Source organism: Ramlibacter sp. AN1015 (genome assembly GCF_037726105.1).
GTDB lineage: Bacteria > Pseudomonadota > Gammaproteobacteria > Burkholderiales > Burkholderiaceae_C > Ramlibacter.
This window is the reverse complement of sequence record NZ_JBBJUM010000008.1, coordinates 73,685-93,318: the sequence shown is the minus strand read 5'-3', so window position 1 is coordinate 93,318 and position 19,634 is coordinate 73,685. Positions and strand designations below refer to the sequence as shown.

Annotated in this window: 17 protein-coding genes; 1 reads left to right on the top strand and 16 read right to left on the bottom strand. The window is 72.2% G+C overall.

Annotated elements, in window-relative coordinates; genetic code table 11:
- Positions 1-22: 22 nt before the first annotated feature.
- From WG922_RS14050 to WG922_RS14035, 4 genes are all read right to left on the bottom strand, one after another.
- On the bottom strand, positions 23-1,747 hold the full coding sequence (locus tag WG922_RS14050) for an ABC transporter permease (RefSeq protein WP_340283328.1): 1,725 nt from the start codon (positions 1,745-1,747) through the stop codon (positions 23-25).
- Positions 1,723-2,943, bottom strand: coding sequence for an ABC transporter substrate-binding protein (locus WG922_RS14045; protein WP_340283327.1), 1,221 nt, complete (start codon positions 2,941-2,943; stop codon positions 1,723-1,725). Before WG922_RS14045 ends, WG922_RS14050 begins: the two co-directional genes overlap by 25 nt.
- A gap of 67 nt (positions 2,944-3,010) precedes the next feature.
- Entirely contained in the window at positions 3,011-3,289 is a 279-nt protein-coding gene (locus WG922_RS14040) for a hypothetical protein (protein ID WP_340283326.1), read from the bottom strand.
- Between the two features lie 12 nt (positions 3,290-3,301).
- Positions 3,302-4,573 carry a Bcr/CflA family efflux MFS transporter gene (locus WG922_RS14035; protein ID WP_340283325.1) on the bottom strand — a complete coding sequence of 424 codons (1,272 nt, stop codon included), beginning with the start codon at positions 4,571-4,573 and terminating at the stop codon, positions 3,302-3,304.
- A gap of 231 nt (positions 4,574-4,804) precedes the next feature.
- Between WG922_RS14035 and serA the strand changes: the two genes are divergently transcribed.
- The gene (serA, locus tag WG922_RS14030; RefSeq protein ID WP_340283324.1) at positions 4,805-6,040 is read left to right on the top strand and encodes a phosphoglycerate dehydrogenase; all 1,236 of its coding nucleotides are present in this window, start codon (positions 4,805-4,807) and stop codon (positions 6,038-6,040) included.
- 30 nt (positions 6,041-6,070) lie between these two features.
- On the opposite strand, the gene WG922_RS14025 is transcribed toward serA, so the two are convergent.
- From WG922_RS14025 to WG922_RS13970, 12 genes are all read right to left on the bottom strand, one after another.
- Positions 6,071-7,348 (bottom strand): MFS transporter, encoded by a 1,278-nt coding sequence (locus tag WG922_RS14025; RefSeq protein WP_340283322.1) that lies wholly within the window; start codon positions 7,346-7,348, stop codon positions 6,071-6,073.
- A gap of 126 nt (positions 7,349-7,474) precedes the next feature.
- The gene (locus WG922_RS14020; protein WP_340283321.1) at positions 7,475-8,710 is read right to left on the bottom strand and encodes an NAD(P)/FAD-dependent oxidoreductase; all 1,236 of its coding nucleotides are present in this window, start codon (positions 8,708-8,710) and stop codon (positions 7,475-7,477) included.
- 4 nt (positions 8,711-8,714) lie between these two features.
- Positions 8,715-9,482 carry a class II aldolase/adducin family protein gene (locus WG922_RS14015; RefSeq protein ID WP_340283485.1) on the bottom strand — a complete coding sequence of 256 codons (768 nt, stop codon included), beginning with the start codon at positions 9,480-9,482 and terminating at the stop codon, positions 8,715-8,717.
- 82 nt (positions 9,483-9,564) lie between these two features.
- A complete protein-coding gene (locus tag WG922_RS14010; protein WP_340283319.1) occupies positions 9,565-11,247 on the bottom strand; it encodes a long-chain-fatty-acid--CoA ligase in 1,683 nt (560 codons plus the stop codon).
- A gap of 27 nt (positions 11,248-11,274) precedes the next feature.
- Entirely contained in the window at positions 11,275-12,276 is a 1,002-nt protein-coding gene (locus WG922_RS14005) for a Bug family tripartite tricarboxylate transporter substrate binding protein (RefSeq protein ID WP_340283318.1), read from the bottom strand.
- A 75-nt stretch (positions 12,277-12,351) separates the two neighbouring features.
- A complete protein-coding gene (locus WG922_RS14000) occupies positions 12,352-12,819 on the bottom strand; it encodes a Zn-ribbon domain-containing OB-fold protein (RefSeq protein ID WP_340283317.1) in 468 nt (155 codons plus the stop codon).
- Complete coding sequence (locus WG922_RS13995; protein ID WP_340283316.1) at positions 12,816-14,015, bottom strand: thiolase family protein; 1,200 nt, start codon at positions 14,013-14,015, stop codon at positions 12,816-12,818. Before WG922_RS13995 ends, WG922_RS14000 begins: the two co-directional genes overlap by 4 nt.
- Before the next feature lie 197 nt (positions 14,016-14,212).
- Entirely contained in the window at positions 14,213-15,034 is an 822-nt protein-coding gene (locus WG922_RS13990; protein WP_340283315.1) for an enoyl-CoA hydratase/isomerase family protein, read from the bottom strand.
- Between the two features lie 212 nt (positions 15,035-15,246).
- Positions 15,247-16,881: a thiamine pyrophosphate-dependent enzyme gene (locus WG922_RS13985; RefSeq protein WP_340283314.1), complete on the bottom strand. Its 1,635-nt coding sequence runs from the start codon at positions 16,879-16,881 to the stop codon at positions 15,247-15,249.
- Positions 16,878-17,879 (bottom strand): PdxA family dehydrogenase, encoded by a 1,002-nt coding sequence (locus tag WG922_RS13980; protein WP_340283312.1) that lies wholly within the window; start codon positions 17,877-17,879, stop codon positions 16,878-16,880. The genes WG922_RS13985 and WG922_RS13980 overlap by 4 nt, the downstream gene beginning before the upstream one ends.
- A complete protein-coding gene (locus WG922_RS13975) occupies positions 17,876-18,337 on the bottom strand; it encodes an aromatic-ring-hydroxylating dioxygenase subunit beta (RefSeq protein ID WP_340283311.1) in 462 nt (153 codons plus the stop codon). Before WG922_RS13975 ends, WG922_RS13980 begins: the two co-directional genes overlap by 4 nt.
- A gap of 12 nt (positions 18,338-18,349) precedes the next feature.
- Entirely contained in the window at positions 18,350-19,582 is a 1,233-nt protein-coding gene (locus tag WG922_RS13970; protein ID WP_340283310.1) for an aromatic ring-hydroxylating oxygenase subunit alpha, read from the bottom strand.
- Between the last annotated feature and the right edge of the window lie 52 nt (positions 19,583-19,634).

Sequence of the window (19,634 nt, the reverse complement as noted above, 5' to 3'; positions counted from 1 at the left end):
TGCCTGAAAGCGGCCCAGCGGCTCACCGGACTGCCTCCGTGCTGCGCATCGCGGCGCCCCTCGTCGCAGGAGCGGCCCCAGGGCTCACGCCGACGCGCCGGGCCCGCCCCGCCCAGGCGGCGAGCGCGAACACCAGCGCCGGCAGCAGCCACTGCAGCCAGGCGTAGGCGGCGAGCAGGGAGCGCTGGCCGCCGCTGGCCAGTCCGACCGCCTCGGTAGTGACGGTGGCGAAGCGCCCCGCGCCGACGAACAAGGTCGGCAGGTACTGCGCGATGCTGACCGCGAAGGCCACTGCGAAGGCGCCCGCCAGGCCGGCGCGCAGCAGCGGCCACTTGATGCGCAGCAGGAACGCGACGCGCCCGTGGCCCAGGCTGGCGGCGAGCTGGCCGTAGCGCGCGTCGAAGCCGAGGTAGGACGGACTGAGCGCGATCAGGGCATACGGAAGCGCCGCCAGGGTGTGCGCCAGCCACAGGCCGCTCCAGCGGGCGTCCAGCTCCCAGGCCAGGGCCAGCCGGTGCACGCCGATCACCCAGACGATGGACGGCAGCAGCAACGGCAGGAACACCAGCCTTCGCAGCGGCCGGTCCCAGGCGGGCGGCGCGGTCTCCAGCCATGCCACCGCCCAGGCCAGCGCGCAGGCGGCGCTCGCGGTGGCGAGGCTGAGGGACGTCCACAGCGTGTGCGCGCTCGAGGCGACGGACCGCCACCCCGAGAAGCTGAGGTTCTGCGGCCACAGCGCCGGGAAGGCCCAGACGCCCGCGACGCTGCCCACCGCCAGCGCCAGCAGCACCGCCGCGTACAGCAGCGCGAGCGCGCCGACCGGAAGCCAGCCGGTCCAGCCGGGCGGATCGGCGCGGCCGCGGCTGCCGCGCACCCAGCGGCCGCGCCGCACGAGCCGTGACCGCAGCGCCCATGCCGAGGCGCCCAGCGCGGCCACGACGAGCGCGAGCAGCCAGGCCAGCGCGGCACCGCGCGCGTTGGCCTGCGGGTCCGCGTCCAGCAGCCATTCCCAGGCCAGCAACGCGGCGGTAGGCGGCGCGGCCGGGCCGATCACCAGGGCCATATCGACCACCGTGAGGCTGTAGGCCAGCACCGCCGCGAGCGGCGCGCCCAGCCGGGGCCACAGCTGGGGCCAGACCACCCGCCACCATGCCGCCGCGCGGCTGTAGCCCAGGGTGCGGGCCAGCTGCAGCTCGGCCGCCCAGCGCGCGCCCACGTCGGCGCGCTGCAGCTGCGTCGCCCCGACCCACAGCAGGAAGGGCAGCTCCTTGCCCACGAGGGCGGCCACCAGCGCCAGTCCCCAGGGATCCTGCGTGGTGATCCACGGCGGCGGCGCCTCGAAGCCGGTGGCCCAGGGCGAGAGCGCCCGCAGGATCCATCCGCTGGGCGCCACCAGGAAGGCCAGGCCGATGGCGAAGGCGGCGTGCGGCATGGCCAGCATGGGCGCCAGCACGCGGTTGAGCAGGGGCCAGGGCCGGCTCGCGAACGCGCATCCGAGCAACGCGGCGGCGATGGCGACCGACAGCAGCGTGGAGGCCAGCCCGGTGAACAGCGACAGGGCGAGTGCGCGCGCGAGGCGGGGCTGCGCGCCCAGCTCGGCCCACACGCGGGGCTGCAACCCCGCCGACACGGCGCTGGCCGCGGCCCACAGCAGCGGCACCAGCAGCAGCGCCGCCAGCAGCAGGGCGATCGGCCGGTCGGCGCCCGCGCCCCAGGGGGTGCTTACTGGCCGTAGCGCCGCAGCCACTCACGCTCCAGGGGCTCCACCCAGCTGCCGTGCGGCTCCAGCAGCACCGGCGCCGGGCGCTCCACCTGGCCCGGCGCGCGGGCCGCGGCAAACAGCGAGCGCTCCGGCTCGGGCAGTCGCTCGACCGCGAGCACCGTGCCATCGCCCCAGACCGCGATGTCGGCCTTGCGCGCCTGGGCCTGCGGCGAGAGCAGGAAATCGATCACCACCTGCGCCGCCTCGGGAGCGCGCGCGTTGAACGGAATCGCGAGGAAGTGGGTGTTGCCGACGCTGCCGCCGTCGTTCTGCCAGCTCACCACGCTGCGCGGCAGGCGGCCGGCCGCGATCTCGTTGGCGGCCTCGTTGGGGTTGAAGGTCATCGCCAGGTGCAGCTCGCCGTCGGCCATCATCTGGCGGATCGCGGCCGCGTTGGCCGGGAACTGCCGCCCTGCGCGCCACAGGTGCGGGTGCAGCGCATCGAGCCAGGCCCACAGCGGCGCCGTGGCGTCGGCGAAGGCCGCGCCCGCATACGGCCGCGAGAAGACGGCGCGGTCGCCGCCCACCTCCAGCAGGGCCTGCTTGAGGAAGGTGGTGCCGTGGAAGTTGGGCGGACGCGGATACGTGACGCGGCCCGGACGGGACCGGGCGAACTCCAGCAGGGCCGCCATGCTGCGGGGCGGCTGCGCAACGCGCTGCGCATCGGCGAAGAAGGTGAACTGCGCCATGCCCCAGGGCGCTTCCATGCCCTCCACCGGCTCCGAGAAGTCGATGCGGGTGGTGGGCTTGCCTTGTGTATCGACCCAGCGGTAGTGCGGCAGCCGCTCCGCGAAAGGCCCGAAGAGCAGGCCCTCGCGCTTCATGGTGAGGAAGTTCTCGCCGTTGATCCACACCATGTCGACGCTGCCGCCGCTGGTGCGGCCGGCCTGCTTTTCACTGCGCACCCGCCGCACCGCCTCCGCGGTGTCGGTCACCTTCACGTGCTGCAGCGCAATGCCCCAGCGGCGGTCCACCTCGTCGGCTGCCCACTGCAGGTAGGCATTGGTGCGCTCGCTGCCGCCCCAGGCGTTGAAGAAGACCTTCTGGCCGCGCGCGCGCGCCTCGATGTCGGGCCACGACGCCGGCGCTGCCTGTGCCCGGGCGCCGGAAAGCAGGGGTGCAGTCGCGGCCGCCGCGAGGATGCGCAAGGCCTGGCGGCGGTCTCTCGTGAAGTGCTGCATGGCGCGAGTGTCGCCAAGTTGGCGCCCTACGTGGTGCACACCCCTCTTTTCCGGGCCGCCGCCTGGATCAGTCCTCCCGGAAATGCCGCCCGGGACCGCCCTCGCGCCGATCACCGCGCCGGCGCCGCGCGCCCCCACCCCCGCGCTTGCGGCTGCCGCCGGCCGCGCTTGTGTCTTTGCGGCCCGCAAACCACCGCCCCCACATCCAGCGCAGCAGGCCGCGCTCGCGGAGGTCTTCGGGCAGGCGGCTGCGCGCGCGGTCGGCCCAGCGGTCCAGCGCGATCCATGCGGCCACGAAGAGGACGGCGACAGCGATGGCTGCGGCGATCTCGACGCCTGGTGACATGTCGCTCACGCCTCAGCGGGAGGAGGTGCGGCCGGCATCGGCAGGCCCCCGGCCGGGCCCGCCGGGCGCGGGCGTGCCCGGGGGGCTGCCGAGCCACTGCAGCAGGCCCTGCGCGGCGACCCCGCCAAGCGCCCACGCCAGCATGAACAGCGCCAGGTTGACCGAGCCCTGGTGGCTGACCAGTCCGACGACGAAGCCGGCCACCGAACCGCCGAGCTGCTGCATCAGGCCGGCGACGGCCGCTGCCGAGCCGGCCAGTGCCGGCACGAGCCCGACGGTACCGACCAGGGTGGGCGGCACCAGCAGGCCGTGCCCGACGCCCAGCACCATCAGCGGCAGCGCCAGCGCCCAGGGGGAGTGCAGCCCGGCCAGCCCGGCCGCGAGCGTGATCAGCAGCCCCAGCACGGTGAGGGCCTGGCCGGCCTGCATGATGCGGCGCTCGCCCAGCCTTCCGACCAGGCGGCTGGTCAGCACGTTGCCCACGATGTAGGCCAGCGGAATGCACATGATGTACCAGCCGATGTGCTCGGGCGGGATGCCGTAGCCGCCGAGCACCACGGGCGCGCCGGCGAGGAAGGTATAGAAGGTGGCGGTGGTCATGCCCAGGATGGCGACGTAGGCCAGGAAGGCGGGCACGCGGGCCAGCTGCCGGTATCCCGACACCAGCTCGGACCACCCGCCCCCGCTGCGCTGCGGGTCGGGGCGGGCGCTCGCGGCGGGCAGCCCCTTCCAGGCGGCGACCATCAGCAGCAGCGCGAGGACCGCCATCAGCACGAAGTTGGCCTGCCAGCCGAGGCGCACGTGCAGTTGTCCGCCCAGCAGCGTGGCCGCGGGTGGACACAGCCCGAGCATCATGCCGACGAAGGCCATGACCCGCGTGCGCTCGCCGGGGGCGAACAGGTCCTGCACCAGCGCGCGCCCGATCACCATGCAGGCTGCGCTGCCCGCGCCCTGGATGGCCCGGGCGGCGATCAGCAGTTCGAGGCTGGGGGCCAGCGCCGCCAGCACCGAGCCGACGAAGGCCAGCGCCAGGCCGGCCATCAGCACCACCTTGCGCCCGCGCCGGTCCGACAGCGGCCCGTAGAGAAGCTGCAGGCCGCCGTACGCCGCCACGTAGGCGCTGAAGGTGAGCTGCACCGTAGCCTGGCTGCTGCCGAAGATGGCGGGCCACTCCTGCATGGAAGGCAGGCAGATGGTCATGGCCACCAAGCCGAACGCGAACTGCGCGACGAGGTTGAGCGTGAGCCAGGGAGGCCGCGCAGGCGCAGCGGTGGGAGCGGTCATCGTGGGGGAGTGCGGGCACGGTGCCCGGGGGCGGCGGGTCGGCCTGCCCGGGCAAGCGCCCGAGTGTAGCGACCGCACTCTCGATCTTCGGGGGGCTCGGCGCCAATGCCCGCGCCGGCTGCGGGCTCGTCGATGGGCGCACCGCCCCGCGGCCCGTGCCGGGTGGCATCATGGGCAGCATCTGGCCTGCCGCTCCGGCAGGCACCGCGCCACCGTTTCCCACCCGCCGCCATGAACGCACCCCGCCTCTCCGTCCCCAAGGAAAAGATCAAGTTCGTCCTCCTCGAGGGCATCCATGCCTCGGCGGTGAACACGCTGCAGGCCGACGGCTACACCCAGATCGTGACCGCGCTCAAGGCCTTGGCCGGCGAGGAGCTCGTCGCGGCCATCGCCGACGCGCATTTCGTGGGTATCCGCTCGCGCACGCAGCTCACCGAAGAGGTGCTGGCCCGCGCGACCAAGCTCACCGCCATCGGCGCCTTCTGCATCGGCACCAACCAGATCGATCTGCGCGCGGCGATGCGCCGGGGCGTGCCCGTGTTCAACGCCCCGTTCTCGAACACCCGCAGCGTCGCCGAGCTGGTGCTGGCCGAAATCATCATGCTGATGCGGGGCATCCCGCACAAGAACGCGGTGCTGCACCGCAATGGCTGGGTCAAGAGCGCCGCCGGCTCCTACGAGGTGCGGGGCAAGACCCTGGGCATCGTCGGCTACGGCCACATCGGCACGCAGATCGGCGTGCTGGCCGAGCAGCTGGGCATGCAGGTGGTGTTCGTCGATATCGAGGCCAAGCTGCCGCTGGGCAACGCACGGCAGCTGCCCTCGCTCGACGCCGTGCTGCAGACGGCCGACGTCGTGAGCCTGCACGTGCCCGAGACGGCCGAGACCATGAAGATGATCGGCCCAGCGCAGCTGGCCCGCATGAAGCCGGGCGGCCACCTGATCAACGCCTCGCGCGGCACCGTGGTCGATATCGACGCGCTGGCCGAGGCACTGGAGCGCGGCCACCTGGGCGGCGCCGCCATCGACGTGTTTCCGCTCGAGCCGCAGGGCAACGACGCACGCTTCGAATCGCCGCTGGCGCGCTTCGACAACGTGCTGCTCACGCCGCACATCGGCGGCTCCACCGCCGAGGCGCAGGAGAACATCGGCCGCGAGGTGGCGGCCAAGCTGGTGCGCTATTCGGACAACGGCTCCACCGTGACGGCGGTGAACTTCCCCGAGGTCTCGCTTCCGGGGCACGCGGGCCGCTCCCGGCTGCTGCACATCCACCACAACGTGCCGGGGATGATGGCGCAGGTCAACGAGCGCTTCTCGCAGGCCGGCGTCAACATCGCGGCCCAGTACCTGCGCACCAACGACGAGGTCGGCTACGTGGTGATCGACGTCGATAGCGAAGCGAGCAAGGTGGCGCTGGACCACCTGTGCGGCATCCCGGGCACCATCCGCTGCCGCGTGCTGTACTGAGGCGGCGCACGCGGGCGCCGGGCGGACGGCTCAGGCGGGCTGGAGCTGCATGCCCGAACGGGGCAGCTGCAGCGAGATGACCGCGGCCGCCAGCAGCAGTACGCCGGCCGAGCCGAAGGCGATCCAGTGGGTGCCGAAGGCTTCGTAGCCCCAGCCGCCCAGCCACGAGCTCACCATGCCCCCGACCTGGTGCCCCACGTAGGTCAGCCCATACAGCACGCCGACCAGGCGCACGCCGTAGACGTCGGCCAGGATGGCCGAAGACAAGGCGATGCTGCCGGCCCAGACGATGCCCCCGATGGTCGCGGCGAGGTAGAGCTCCCAGTGCGTACCCACCACGACCAGGGCGAAGAAGCCCAGGCCGCGCACCGCGTAGATGGAGGCCAGCAGCTTGCGGCGCGGCAGGCGGTCGGCCATGCGGCCCAGGAACAGCGTGCCGAAGATGGCAACGAAGCCGATCAGCCCGATGCCGAGCGAGCTCGAGCCCGGGCTGAAGCCGTGGTCCATCAGCATGGGCATGCCGTGCGTGCCCAGCAGGTTCATGCTGAAGCCGCAGGCGAACAGGCCCAGGAACACCTTCCAGAACGGCGCCGTGCTCAAGGCCTGGCGCATGCTGGGCGCGGCCACGGTGGCGCCGGCCGGGCGGGCCTTGCGCAGCGCCACCTCGTCGGGCAGCAGATCGGTGTGCTCGGGCGCCTGGTCCCGCAACACGAGCCATGCCGCTGGGAGGGTGAAGGCCAGCAGCGTCACGGAATAGGCCACCAGCGCGCCTTGCCAACCCCACAGGTGGATGGCCCAGGTCAGCACCGGCGTCATGAGGGCCATGCCGGCCATCGAGCCGGTGGACAGGAAGAACAGCGCCATGCCGCGCTGGCGCGTGAACCAGCGGCTGATGACCGGCGTGAAGGCAACCGGGCTGACGAAGCCCAGCCCCAAGGACATCAGCACGCCGAAGGACAGCAGCAGATTGAGCGCGTCGCGCGACTGCACCGTCCAGGCGACCGACAGCGCAACGGTGACGACGCCGATGCTGAGGACCGTGCGGGTGCCCCAGCGCTCGACCAGCCAGCCCGCGAGCGGCATGGCCAGGCCATAGCAGATCATGCCCACTGCGATGATGCCCGCCAGCAGGCTGCGGCTGAAGCCCAGGTCTTCGGACATGGGCAGGAAAAACGGACCGATCGCCAGGCGCATGCCCACCGACAGCAGGGTCGTGAAGCCCGCCACGGCAACGATGTTCCAGCCGTAGTACCAGGAGCCCCAGGCGGGAACGCGTCGGGCTTGCGAAGGGGAGTGACTGGACTGCATGGACAGGAGCTCTCGTGAGGCGGCCGCGGAACTATAGGACGCGCCGCCGCTCGCCGGCCGCGGCGCGCGCACAAACCCACTGCGCGCAGGTGGATCGAGCGTCCGGGGCGCAGGCGGCGTGCGGGCTCAGAAGCGATCCGCCCGGAACGGCTGCAGGTCCACCTGGGTCGGCCGACCGGCCACCAGATGCGCGATTTCGCGGCCGGTGCTCGCTGCGCCGCACATGCCCACATGGCCGTGCCCGAACGCGAGCCACGCGTTGGCCAGCCGCGGCGCGCGCCCGATCACGGGCAGGCTGTCGGGCAGGCAGGGCCGGTGGCCCATCCATCGTGTGGTGCGCGAGGCATCGAGGTGCGGGAACATTTCGCGGCCCTTGGCCAGCAGCACGTCGGCGCGGGCGTAATCGGGCGGCGCCTGCAGCCCGGCGAATTCGACGCTGCCGGCCAGCCGCAGGCCCATCGCCATCGGGTTGACCATGAGATTGTTCTCGGGCGCCATGACGGTGTGTCGCAGCGCCAGGTTGTTGCTGGCTACGGTGACGTGGTAGCCACGCTGGGTCTCGAGCGGCACGCGCAGCCCCAGGTCGGCGGCGAGCGGCCTGGACCAGGCCCCGGCCGCCACCACCACGCCGTCGCACTCCAGCACCTCGCCGCCGTCCAGGCGCACGCCGTGCACCGTATCGCCTTGGCGCACGAAGCCCCGGGCAGCGGCCATGCGCTGCGTGGCACCGTCGGCCAGGCACTGCGCGTGCAGCGCCTTGACCAGCGCCGAGGGATCGCGCGTGGAGCCGTTCTCGGGCGCCAGGATGCCGAAGCGGAAGCGCCCGCGCAGGTCGGGCTCGAGCGCGGCGAGCTCGTCCTCGCCGACGTCGCGCAGATCGACGCCGAGGCGGCGGCGCAGGTCCATGCCCCAGCGCCAGCGCGCCGCGGCCGCCTGCGCGCTGTAGACGTACAGGCAGCCGCTGCGCCGCACCAGGTCCTGCGCACCGGCGCGCTCGATCAGAGGCGCGTAGCTCTCGAAGATGGGCGCCAGCAGCCCGCGCAGTGCCGCGGCGATGCGCTCGACCTCGCTGCGCCGCGACGCGCGCAGGAACCGCAGCAGCCAGGGCGCCACCTGGGGCAGGTAGCCGGGCCGGATGCGCAGCGGACCATCGGGGTCGCGCAGCCAGGCCGGCACCTGCTTCCACATGCCGGGCATGCCCACCGGCAGGCAGGCGCTGGGCGAGAGCGAGCCGGCATTGCCGAAGGAGCAGGCCTCGCCCGGCGGCACCGGCGAGACGAAGCTGATGCGGTGGCCGTCGCGCTGCAGCCAGGCGGCCGCGCAGGTGCCCACGATGCCGGTGCCGAGGACGACGAGGTGCATGGCGTCAGTTCCGGTACGAAGGGTCTTCGCGATCGAGCTGGCGCAGCAGTGCCTCCCACTCGCGCCGGCCGTTCCAGTCGCCCAGGCGGGCCTCGTTGTCGCTGCGCGCGACGCCCGGCCCGCCCAGCACACGGGCGGTCTTCTCCTGCACCTCGGGCGGGATCGGCACCAGCTCGGCGCCGCTTGCCAGCAGGTCCATCTGCAGCCGGCAGGCGAACTCCAGCGTGTGCATCAGCAGGAAGGCCTCGGGCACCGAGCGGCCGCAGGTCAGCAGCCCGTGACTGCGCAGCACCAGCACGTCGAGCGTGCCGAGGTCGGCGACCAGTCGTGTGCGCTCGTCCGGCTCGACCGCCGGCCCCTCGAAGTCGTGGTAGGCCACCCGGTGCAGGAACCGCAGCGCGTTCTGCGTGAGCGGCAGCAGGCCGGGGCGCTGGCAGGCGACGCCGATCCCGGCGCGGGTGTGGGTGTGCAGCACGCAGGCGACGTCGGGGCGCGCCGCATGGATGGCGCTGTGGATGATGAAGCCGGCGTGGTTGATGCCGTAGCGCGCGTCCGGCTGCGTGAGCACGCGCCCTTCCAGGTCCACCTTGAGCAGGCTGCTGGCCGTGATCTCGCCGTACAGCATGCCGTAGGGGTTGATCAGGAAATGGTGCGCGCTGCCCGGCACGCGCGCGGTGATGTGGTTGTAGATCAGGCTGTCCATGCCGGCGCGCGCCACCAGCCGGTAGCAGGCGGCGAGCTCGACGCGCGCCACCCATTCGGCGTCGGGCATGCCGGCGTCGGAGCCGCCCTGCGCGGCGGCGCTCACGCGGCCACCCGGGTGGTGGATGCGCACCGGAGCGAGGTCCCGCGCATCACGCCGATCCCGCCTGCGCCCGCTGCTCGGCGTCCTGCAGTTCGCGCCAAAGGATCTTGCCCACGGGCGACTTGGGCAGGCTGTCGGTGAATTCGACGATGCGCGGGTACTTGTAGGCCGCCATGCGCTCGCGCGACCAGGCGATCAGCGCCTGCGCATCCAGCGTGCCGCGCGCCTGCGGCTGCAGCACCACCAGGGCCTTCACGGTCTCGCCGCGATACGGGTCGTGCGTTCCGACCACGCATACCTCGCGCACGTCGGGATGCTGGTAGAGGACCGATTCGATTTCAGCGGGCCACACCTTGTAGCCCGACGCATTGATCATGCGCTTGGCCCGGTCGGTCATGAAGAAGTAGCCTTCTTCGTCGGCCATGCCGATGTCGCCGGTGCGCAGGTAGCGCCGCCCCTGTACCTCGACGAATGCAGCCTCGGTCTCCGCTGGCCGGTTCCAGTAGCCGCGAAACAGCTGCGGCCCGCTCACCAGGATCTCGCCCTGCTCGCCCGCTGCGAGCGGTGCCAGCGTGGCGGGATCGACCACCAGCGAATGGGTGTCGAAGAAGGGCACGCCCAGGCACTGGCGCTTGGGGCGCTCGATGGGGTTGTTGTGCGTGGTGGCCGCGGTCTCGGTCATGCCGTAGCCCTCGATGAAGTCCAGGCCCAGGCGCTCGCGCAAGCGGCTCCACACTTCCTGCGGCATGGAGGCGCCGCCGGCCGTGATGCGACGCAGGCAGCGCAGGTCGTAGCGGTCCAGGTCGGGGTGGCCGAGCAGGTCGATCACGGCCGTGGGCGGAATGGCCGCATGGCCGATGCGGTGCCGCGCGATCAGGCGCAGGGCCAGCTCGCGGTCCCACCGCGGCAGCACCACCAGCGTGCCGCCGACGTAGATGGGCAGGTGCAGCGAATGCGACAGGCCCGCCACGTGGTACATCGGCGCGACGCACAGGAAAGCCGTCGCCGGCGCGGTCCAGTGCCACAGCGCCATGCCGGCGGTGTTGTGCATGAAGCTGCGGTGCGTGTGCATGCACGCACGCGGCACGCCCGTGGAGCCGGAGGTGTAGGGCAGCCCGCAGAGGTCGTCGGGGCGCGCCTGCGCGGGCTCGGGGCGCTCGTTGGCGGCCAGCACCTCGGCCCAGGCCGTGTGCCCGCCCGTGGGTGCGCGCGCCGCACGCATCCACTCGGGCAGCGGGTCGTCGGTGGCCGGGTCGATGTAGTCGCTGTAGGTGGCCACGACGACCTCCCGCAGCCCGGTGCCGCCCCCCGCCGCCGTTTCCAGCTCGCCCAGCAGGTCCTGTGCGCACACGGCCACGCAGGCGCCGCTGTCGCGCAGGTAGTGCGCGACCTCGCCTGCGCGGTTCATGGGGTTGACCGGCACCACCACGGCGTCGGCGCGCAGGATGCCGTGGTAGGCGATCACCCACTGCGCGCTGTTCTGCAGGTACAGCAGCACGCGGTCGCCGCGCCGCACGCCGGCCCGCCGCGTCAACCAGCCGGCGAAGCGGTCGACCTCGTCGGCCAGCTCGGCATAGCTGAGATTGCGGCCGAAGGATGCGATGGCGGGCCGCTGCCCGAAACGGCGCGCGGAGATGGCGAGGTTGTCGCTCAGCGTGTTGTCGGGCGCGTCGAGCTGGCGCGGCAGGTGCCGCGGCCAGAAGGCGGCAGGGCGTTCGGTGCTGGTGGTCAAGGCTGCGGGACGCGTGCGGGGTGCGCGCTACTGTTGCAAGGTGATGTTGGCATCCTTGATCAGCTTGGCCGTCATACCGATCTCGCGGGCGATGCGCGAGCGCATCGCCTCGGGCGTGCTCGGCGCCGGGTCGCTGCCGGCTTCGATCAGCTGCTGGCGCACGGCGGGGTCGCGCAGCACCGCGTCGAGTTCCTTGTGCACGCGCGCCAGGATCGCTGGCGGCGTGCCGGCGGGCATCACCAGACCGAACCAGGAGTTGAACTCGTAGCCGGGCACGCCCGCTTCAGCGATGGTGGGAATGTCGGGCGCCACGGCCGAACGGGTCGCCGCGGTCTGGCCGAGCGCGCGCAGGCGGCCGCTCTGGATGTGCGGCTTGGCCGTGGTGTAGTCGATGATGGCCGCCTTCAGGTGTCCGCCCAGCAGGTCGGTCGCGGCCGGGCTGCTGCCCTTGTACGGCACGTGCGACATCTGGATGCCGGTCAGTTCCTTGAGCAGCTCGCCCGCCAGGTTCATGGCCGTGCCCGGGCCGGGCGTGCCGTAGTTGAAGCGGGTCGGCGAGGACTTCGCCGCAGCGATGAATTCCTTGAGGTTGTTGATGCCGCTGTCGGCAGGCACCACCAGCACGATGGGGTTCATGACGACGGTGGAGACCGGCTCGATGTCGCGGCGCGGGTCGTAGGGCAGCTTGGGGTTGAGCGTGACGCTGGAGGTCAGCGCACCCGAGACGCCGAAGCCCACGGTGTAGCCGTCCGGCGGGGCCTTGGCCACCGTATCGACGGCGATGGCGCCGCCCGCGCCGGAGCGGTTGTCCACCAGCACGGGCTGGCCCAGCCGCGTGGACAGCGGCTGCGCGATGATGCGCGCGACGATGTCTGCCACGCCCCCAGGCGGGAAACCCGCGTAGAAGCGGATCGGCCGGCTCGGGTAGTCGCCCGCCGAGGCGACCTGCGCGAGTGCGCCCGGGCTCGCGCCGAGGGCTGCGACGGCGGCGGCCGCCGAGGTGGCGATGAAGTGACGTCGTGTTCTCATGCTTGTCTCCTGTTGCTGTGGTTGTCTGTCTGGTGCTGTCCGGGCCGCGCGGGGGACCGGGATCCCGTTTGTTCGCTAGGCCGGCTCGAAGGCAGGATACCGGGCGTCGCCGCCGCGCTCGTCCCATGCGAGGCGGACGCGGTCGCCGATGCGCACGCCGGCGGGCTCGACGTTCAGCAGGTTGGCCAGGATGCGCACGCCCTCGTCCAGCTCGATCAGGGCCAGCGGCAGGGGCAGCCGGCCGTCCGCACCCAGCCCCGGGGTGCGCAGCACCGTGTGGGCATAGATGCGTCCGAGCCCCGAGGCCTCCTTCCAGCCCAGCGTGCGGCGCCCGGTGGCAAGGCTGAGCGGACGGGGGAAGTGCTGGAACCTGCCCGTTTCGGTGCACACCTGCAGCAGCAGGCGCTTGTCGCGCGTGCCCTGCCAGAACGGCGCGGTGTCGGTGAAGCCGCTCTCCGGCGGCAGCGCGGGACGTGGCGGCTGCGCGGGCTGCTGCTGCTGCGACTGCGACTGCGACTGCGGCTGCGAACGCTCTTGGCTCATGCGGGCTCCAGGATCATGGCCGCGCTGGTGGACCAGTTGCGGCCGTAGGGAATGACGCCGATGCCGGTGACCAGCGCGTTGCGGGGATCGCGCACCTGGCGCTCGCCGCCCTCGCCGAACAGCTGCCGCACGGCTTCGACCAGGTTGAGCGCGCCGCCGGCGAGCCCCGGCTGCCCCGCCGAAATCTGGCCCCCGCCGGTGTTCAGCGGCAGCGTGCCCTCGAACGAGAGGTCGGTGTCGAGGATGAAGCGGGCGCCCTCGCCGCGCGCGCAGAAGCCGAGCTGTTCGAGCTGCATCTGCACCGCGATGGTGAAGTCGTCGTAGGGCTGGAACATGCGCACCTGCTGCGGCCCGATGCCGGCGCGGGCGAACAGGCGCTGGGCGATGGCGGAGAAGCCGGTTTCGGTGATGTCGGCCAGCGGATCGCGACCGTTGTGGTTGGTGGCCTCGGCATACGAGACCGGCACCGCCAGCCGGCGCCAGCCGCGTCGGGCCGCCTCCTCGCGCGAGGTGACGAGCAGGGCGTTGGCGCCGTCGCAGAACATGACGCTGTCGAGCAGGCGCAGCGGGTCGGCGATGATGCGCGAGCCCAGGTAGTCGTCCATGCCGAGCGGCGCGCGCAGCTTGGGCAAGGCGTTCTCGTTGCGCATGGCGTGCGTGCGCTGAACCTGTGCGATCTTGCCGAGCGCGCGCGGATCGATGTGCCACTGGTGGGCGTAGCGGCTCATCAGGAGACCGAACGCGGCAGGCGGGCGCGCCGCAGCCTGGGGCTCCTGGAACTCGGGGCGCTGCGCGCCGAAATCGGCGCGGTAGACGGTGCTGGGCGCGTCGGCCGAGAGCACCACCGCGATGCGGCACTCGCCTTCGCGCACTGCCGACACGGCGCGCATCACGCCGCTGAGCGCCGAGCAGCCACCCAGGCCCGAGAGGTGCAGCCAGGTGGGCGTGAGGCCCAGGGCCTCGCACATGTAGGCCGCGTAGAACGGGTTGGTGCCTTCGCTGAGCGCGGTCGTGACCGCGAGGCCGTCGATGTCCGCGAGCTGCAGGTCCATGCGCTCGAGCAAGGCAGCGAGTGCCTCGCCGGCGAGGTCGTAGGCGCTGCGGCCGGTGCGCAGTCGGTTCGGAATCTCCGCAAAACCGGCGATGGCCGGCCCGTCCGCGGATCGGGCCGATGCGCCGGAGCTGATCGTCGCCATGGATCTCCTTGTGGTGACCACCCCCGTCGCTGTAGCGCCATGCGCCGACGCCGACGGCGGGAGGTCGTGGTTTCATGATAGGGGAAGGCCCCGGACCCGCATAGGCGCAGAAGCGGGAAACACCGTCCCGGATTTGCGCCGCGTCGCCCCGCAGCGCAAGCACCCGCTGCTTCGCCGTCGCGCCGCTCGGCGGCCGCTCACGCGCCGCGAAAACGCGCGGGCCGCTTCTCGCGAAACGCCTGCAGCCCTTCGCGCCGGTCTTCGCTGAAATAGAGCATGAACACCGCATCGGACTCCATGGCCATGGCGTCGGCCAGCGGCAGGTCGAAGCCGCGCTCGATCACCGCCTTGCTCTGCATCACGGCCAGGGGCGCGTTGCGTGCGATGGCGGCCGCGATCTCGCGGGCCTTGTCCAGGGCTCCACCGGCAGCGACGACGTGGTTGACCAGGCGCATGGCCAGCGCCTCGTCGGCACCGATGCGGCGGCCGGTCCAGATCAGCTCCTTCGCCAGCGCCTTGCCGACCAGCCGCGGCAGGGTCTGCGTGCCGCCCGCGCCCGGCATGATGCCGATCCCCGTCTCGGGAAAACCGAAGCGGGCGTTGGCGCCGGCCACCACGATGTCCGCGGCCAGCGCGAGCTCGAGGCCGCCCCCCAGGGCCACGCCTTCCACCGCGCAGAGGACCGGCTTGGTGTACTGCGGCAGATCGCGGAACAGCCGCGCGAAGCGCTTGGTGCGCTTGCGCTTGCGGTAGAAGTCGAAGTACTTGCCCTCGGGCACCTGGAACTCGACGGTGTCGATGCCCGAGCAGAACGCCTTGGCATCGCCCGCGAGCAGCACCGCGGCCACGCTGTCGTCGGCCTCGGCCTCGGCCATGGCGTCCATGATCTCGGTGGCGGTCTGCTCGCGCAGGGCGTTGAATTTCTCCGGGCGGCGGATCTCGATCTCGATCCACTGCGCGCCCCGGGTGACCACGATGTCGGTGGTGCCGTCAGACGGCGTTGCGTGAGGTTCTGACATGGCTGTGAGCGTAGTGCCCGCACCGATGCAAGGGAAGGCGCGAATTCGGGAAACAGCCTCCCGGATCTGGTGCCACGCAACCGCAACCGCAACCGCAACCGCATCGCAACGGCCCCAGGCACCAGCACCAGCACCAGCACCAGCACCAGCACCAGCACCCATGGTCCCCGCCGCCGGCTTTCAGTGCGGTCGTTTGCCGCGCGAGTGCCGGGTCAGCCGCGCAGGCGCGGCATGTTCAGGAATCGCCACGGATCGGGCATGTCTCCCACGGGCACATGGATCAGCGCCGGACGCCCGGCCGCGAGCGCCTGACCCAGCATGTCTTCGAGCTGCGCCGCGCCGTCGGCGCGCCAGGCGGAGATGCCGAAGGAGCGCGCCAGCTGCACGAAATCGGGGTTGGCCAGGGAGTCGGCAATGTTGCGGCCGGGAAACTGCGCCTGCTGCAGGCGGCGCACGTTGCCGAAGGCGCCGTCGTCGAAGACCAGCGACACCACCCCGATGCCGTGCTGCGCCGCGGTGGCGAGCTCCTGCACGTTGAACATGAAGCCGCCGTCGCCGCAGACGCTGACCACGGCTGCCTCGGGCCGCGCCACCTTGGCGCCCAGCGCGGTGGCATAGCCCCAGCCCAGCGTGCCCTGGTAGCCGGTGCACAGGTAGGTGCGCGGCCGCCAGACGGGGAAGGCGAAGCGCGCGGTGTAGCCGACCTGCGTCATGTCTTCCACGAAGATGCCGTCTTCGGGCAGCACGCGGCGGATGGCGCGCAGCAGCTCGAGCTGCGGACCGAGCGTGGCGACCTGCTCCTCGACCGCGCGGCGGTGGCCCGCAAGCTCTGCGGGCGCTTCGCGCACGGCCCCTGCGAGGCGCGCCCGCAGCCGCTCCAGCAGTTGCGGCAGCACCTCCTCGGCGCGGCCCTGCAGCGCGACCTCGGGCGGGCCGTGGCGCTCGATTTCCTCGGGATCGACCTCGACGCGCACCACGCGGATGCCGGAGTCCATGCCCCAGACCATGTACTGCGTCTGCATGCGCGTGCCGATCGCCAGCACCAGATCGACCTGCGGCCACATGCGGTGCGCGACCGGCGGCGTGATGCACAGCGCGTGGCGCACGTCGAGTACGCCGCGACCCATGCGCGCGGACGAGACCGGAGCCTGCAGCGCTTCGGCGATCGCTTGTACCGAGGCTCCGGCGTCCTGTGCGCCGCCGCCCAGCAGGATCAGCGGCCGCCGCGCCGCCAGCAGGCAATCGACGGCGCGCTCCAGGACCGCCTCATCGACGTTCGCAGCCCGCACGGCGGCGGGCGCGGGCGCCGGCACGGCGGGCGCGCGCCGGCCCCACACATCGATGGCGCACTCCAGCGCCACCGGGCGAGGCCGGCCGCCCTGCAGCTGGCGGAAAGCCTCGTCCACCAGGCCGCGGGCCGACTGCGCATCGGGAATGCGCGCGGCCCATTTGGTGAGCGAGCGCAGCACCCCCAGCTGGTCGGGTAGCTCGTGCAGCAGGCCGTAGCCGCGGCCGATGTGCCGCTGCGGGATCTGGCCGGTGAGGGCCAGCACCGGCACGTTGAGCGCATAGGCGGTGGACAGCGCAGCAGTCGTGTTGAGCACCCCCGGGCCGGGCACCACGCAGAAAGCCGAGGGCCGCCCGCTCGCCATGGCGTGCCCGAGCGCCATGTAGGCGGCGCCCTGTTCGTGGCGCGTGTGCACGATGCGGATGCGGTCCTGCGCGTCGTAGAGCGCGTTGAACAGGTGGTCGTTCTGGACACCGGGCAGGCAGTAGAGGGTGTCGATGCCGTGGGCGATGAGCCCGGCCACGGTGTTTTCGGCGGTGCTGCGCAAGGGAGCGTTCATGCGGATGCTGCGGAAGGGTTTGAGGCGGCCGCGTCGGCCAGCAGGGTGAGGGTGTCCAGCATCGCGCCGGCATCGGCGACGCCGCGGCCGGCGATGTCGAAGGCGGCCCCGTGGCCGACACTGGCGAACAGCAGCGGCAGGCCGGCGACCAGCGCGCTTGCGCCCTTGGGGCTGAGCATCTTCGTGGCGATGTGGCCCTGGTCGTGCAGCATGGCCACGTACAGGTCGTGGCGACGCTCGGACAGCGCGAGGTCGGCGCCCAGCGGGCCGTGCACCTGCACGCCGCTGGCGGACAGCGCTGCGACGGCCACGCGGGTGACGCGCTCGTCCTCGTCGCCGAACAGGCCGCCCTCGCCGGCGTGCGGGTTGATGCCCAGCACGCACACGCTCGGCTCGCGCAGGCCCATGCGGCGCAGCGTCTCCACGCCGGCGCGTGCGGCGGCCTGCACCAGCTCGGGCGTGATGCGCGCCACGGCTGCGACCACGGACTCGTGCAGGGTGCAGTGCACCACCCGCAGGCCCTGCGCCTGCAGCAGCAGGAACACGCGGTCGCGCGGGGTGCCGGTGAGATCGGCCAGCAGGCCGCCATAGCCGGAAAAGGGGATGCCCGCCGCATTGACCGCGGTCTCGCTGTGCGGGGCAGCGGCCAGTGCGGCGATGCGGCCCGCCTGCGCCGCGGCGACCCCGGCGCGCACGTACGCCACCGTGGCGGCGCCGGCATGGGCCGCCACCTGGCCCGGCTGCCACTGCGATGGCGTGAGCGCACCCACGTGCTGGACCTGCAGTCCGGCGCGCTCGGCCGGCCCGAGGCCCAGCTGGTCGCACACGGCTGTGACGACGAAGTCGTCCGCGAACAGCAGGGTCCGCACGCCGCGCGTGCGCTGCACGCCGAGCGCCGCCCGCACCGCGATCTCCGGGCCGATTCCCTGCGGATCGCCGACCGCGATGCCGATCACCGGGGCGTCGCTGCCCGCGTCGCCTGCCTGCACGCGCGTCACAGCGGGATCGCCAGCAGGGTGTCGATGCGCGAGCTGTCGCAGACCACGTCGCGCCGCTGCAGCAGCAGCTGTCCGTCCGGGCCGGCGACGACCTCGTCGAGGTAGCGGCCACTCGCAAAGATGTCGGTGGCGCCGCCGCGCACGATGCGCAGCACGGCAAAGCCGGTCTCGACCTGCATGCGCCCGCCGGCTTCGCCGCGCAGGCGCGGCACGCTCAGCAGGTGGCGATAGCGCTGCGCCTCGTAGACGTTGGCCTTGCGCAGCGAGAGCACGCGGTCGCGCAGCATCTGGCGCGAGTCGGCATAGATCAGGCCCGCCGGCAAACCGCGGGCATGGTTCTGGGCGGTGGTGACGCGGTAGAAGGCGTCTTCGGTGAAGTACCCCGGCCAGTCCTCCAGCCGGTCGTCGTCGAGTGCGGCCGCGCAGTCGGCGTTCAGTGCGATGAGCTTGTCGAGCATGGGCGTGCGACCTCAGAGAGCCATGTGGGTGCGGTAGGCGCGCCAGAAGCCCCGCACCGACGATTCGGTGGCGCGGAAGTCCTGGCTCTTGGTGTCGTGGCCGCCCAGCTCGATGATCGACTCCAGGTGGCCCGCGGCCTCGATGCCGCGCTGCACGAAGCCGCCGACGGCGCCGTCCTCCATCGAGACGAAGCCGGCCGGACCGACCAGGTTGGACTGCTTCAGGCGCAGCGAGCGCAGCTCGGGCGTGTCATCGACATAGCCGAGGTACGTCCACTCGAGATCGGTGCTGCCTGGGGCGGTGGGGACCACCTGGCGCACGGCGATGCTGTTGTGGATCTGCTGGAGCACGAAGCCGGGGAACACGCTGAGCATCTGCAGCACGATGCCGTCGCCAATCTCGTCCACGCTGCGCAGCATGGACAGGTCGCCGATCTGCAGCGCCTGGTTGTCGGTGCGGATCGCCTGCTCGGCGTAGGCCGCCTCGGTGCCCTGCACCACGCGGCTGTACGAGGCGCTCGCGTGGTGGCCGCCGTCGGGGCTGATATAGACGCCGCCCTCCTGCGTGAGGCGGGTGATGCCGAAGGTGGTGAAGAAGGTGTGCAGCAGGCTCGCGTGGTAGGTGTCGCGCACGTTCTCGGCGTACAGCTTCCAGTTGTTGGGCAGGACCTGGGTGAACCGCCCGATGACCTCCACCGGCTTGCGCAGCACGCGCTCCAGGCGTGCGGTGACTTCCTCGCCGAGGTACTCCTCGATGGGCGGCACGTCCTCGCTGAGGCTTCCGAAGATCAGGCCGCACAGCGAGGTGACACGCAGCTTGCGCGGGCCGAGGTCTTCGCGCCGGAAGCCCGCGGGCATGCCGCCCTTGCCCTGCACGCCCTGCTCGAAGGCGACCCCCTGCAGATTGCCCGCAAGGTCGTAGCGCCATGCGTGGTAGACGCAGGTGTGCTCCTTCGCATTGCCGTAGTCCTGCAGCTGGATCAGTGCGCCGCGGTGCGCGCAGCGGTTCTCGAAGGCGTAGAGCTCGCCGTCGGCATCGCGGGTCACGACCACCGGCATGCGCCCGACCTGCGTGGTCTTGAAGTCGTGCGCCGCCGGAATCTCTGCTTCCAGCCCGAGGAAGTTCCAGACCGGTCCCTCGAAGACGCGCTGCTGTTCCAGCGCGAGCACGTCGGTGCGCTGGAACAGCGCATACGGCACCCGGCTGACGGTGTCGGGGGCCCAGGAAACGGGAGGTTGGAGCATGGCTGTGTTTCAGGTGATTGGGGTGCGGGCCTGCAGCGCTGCAAGCCGCTCG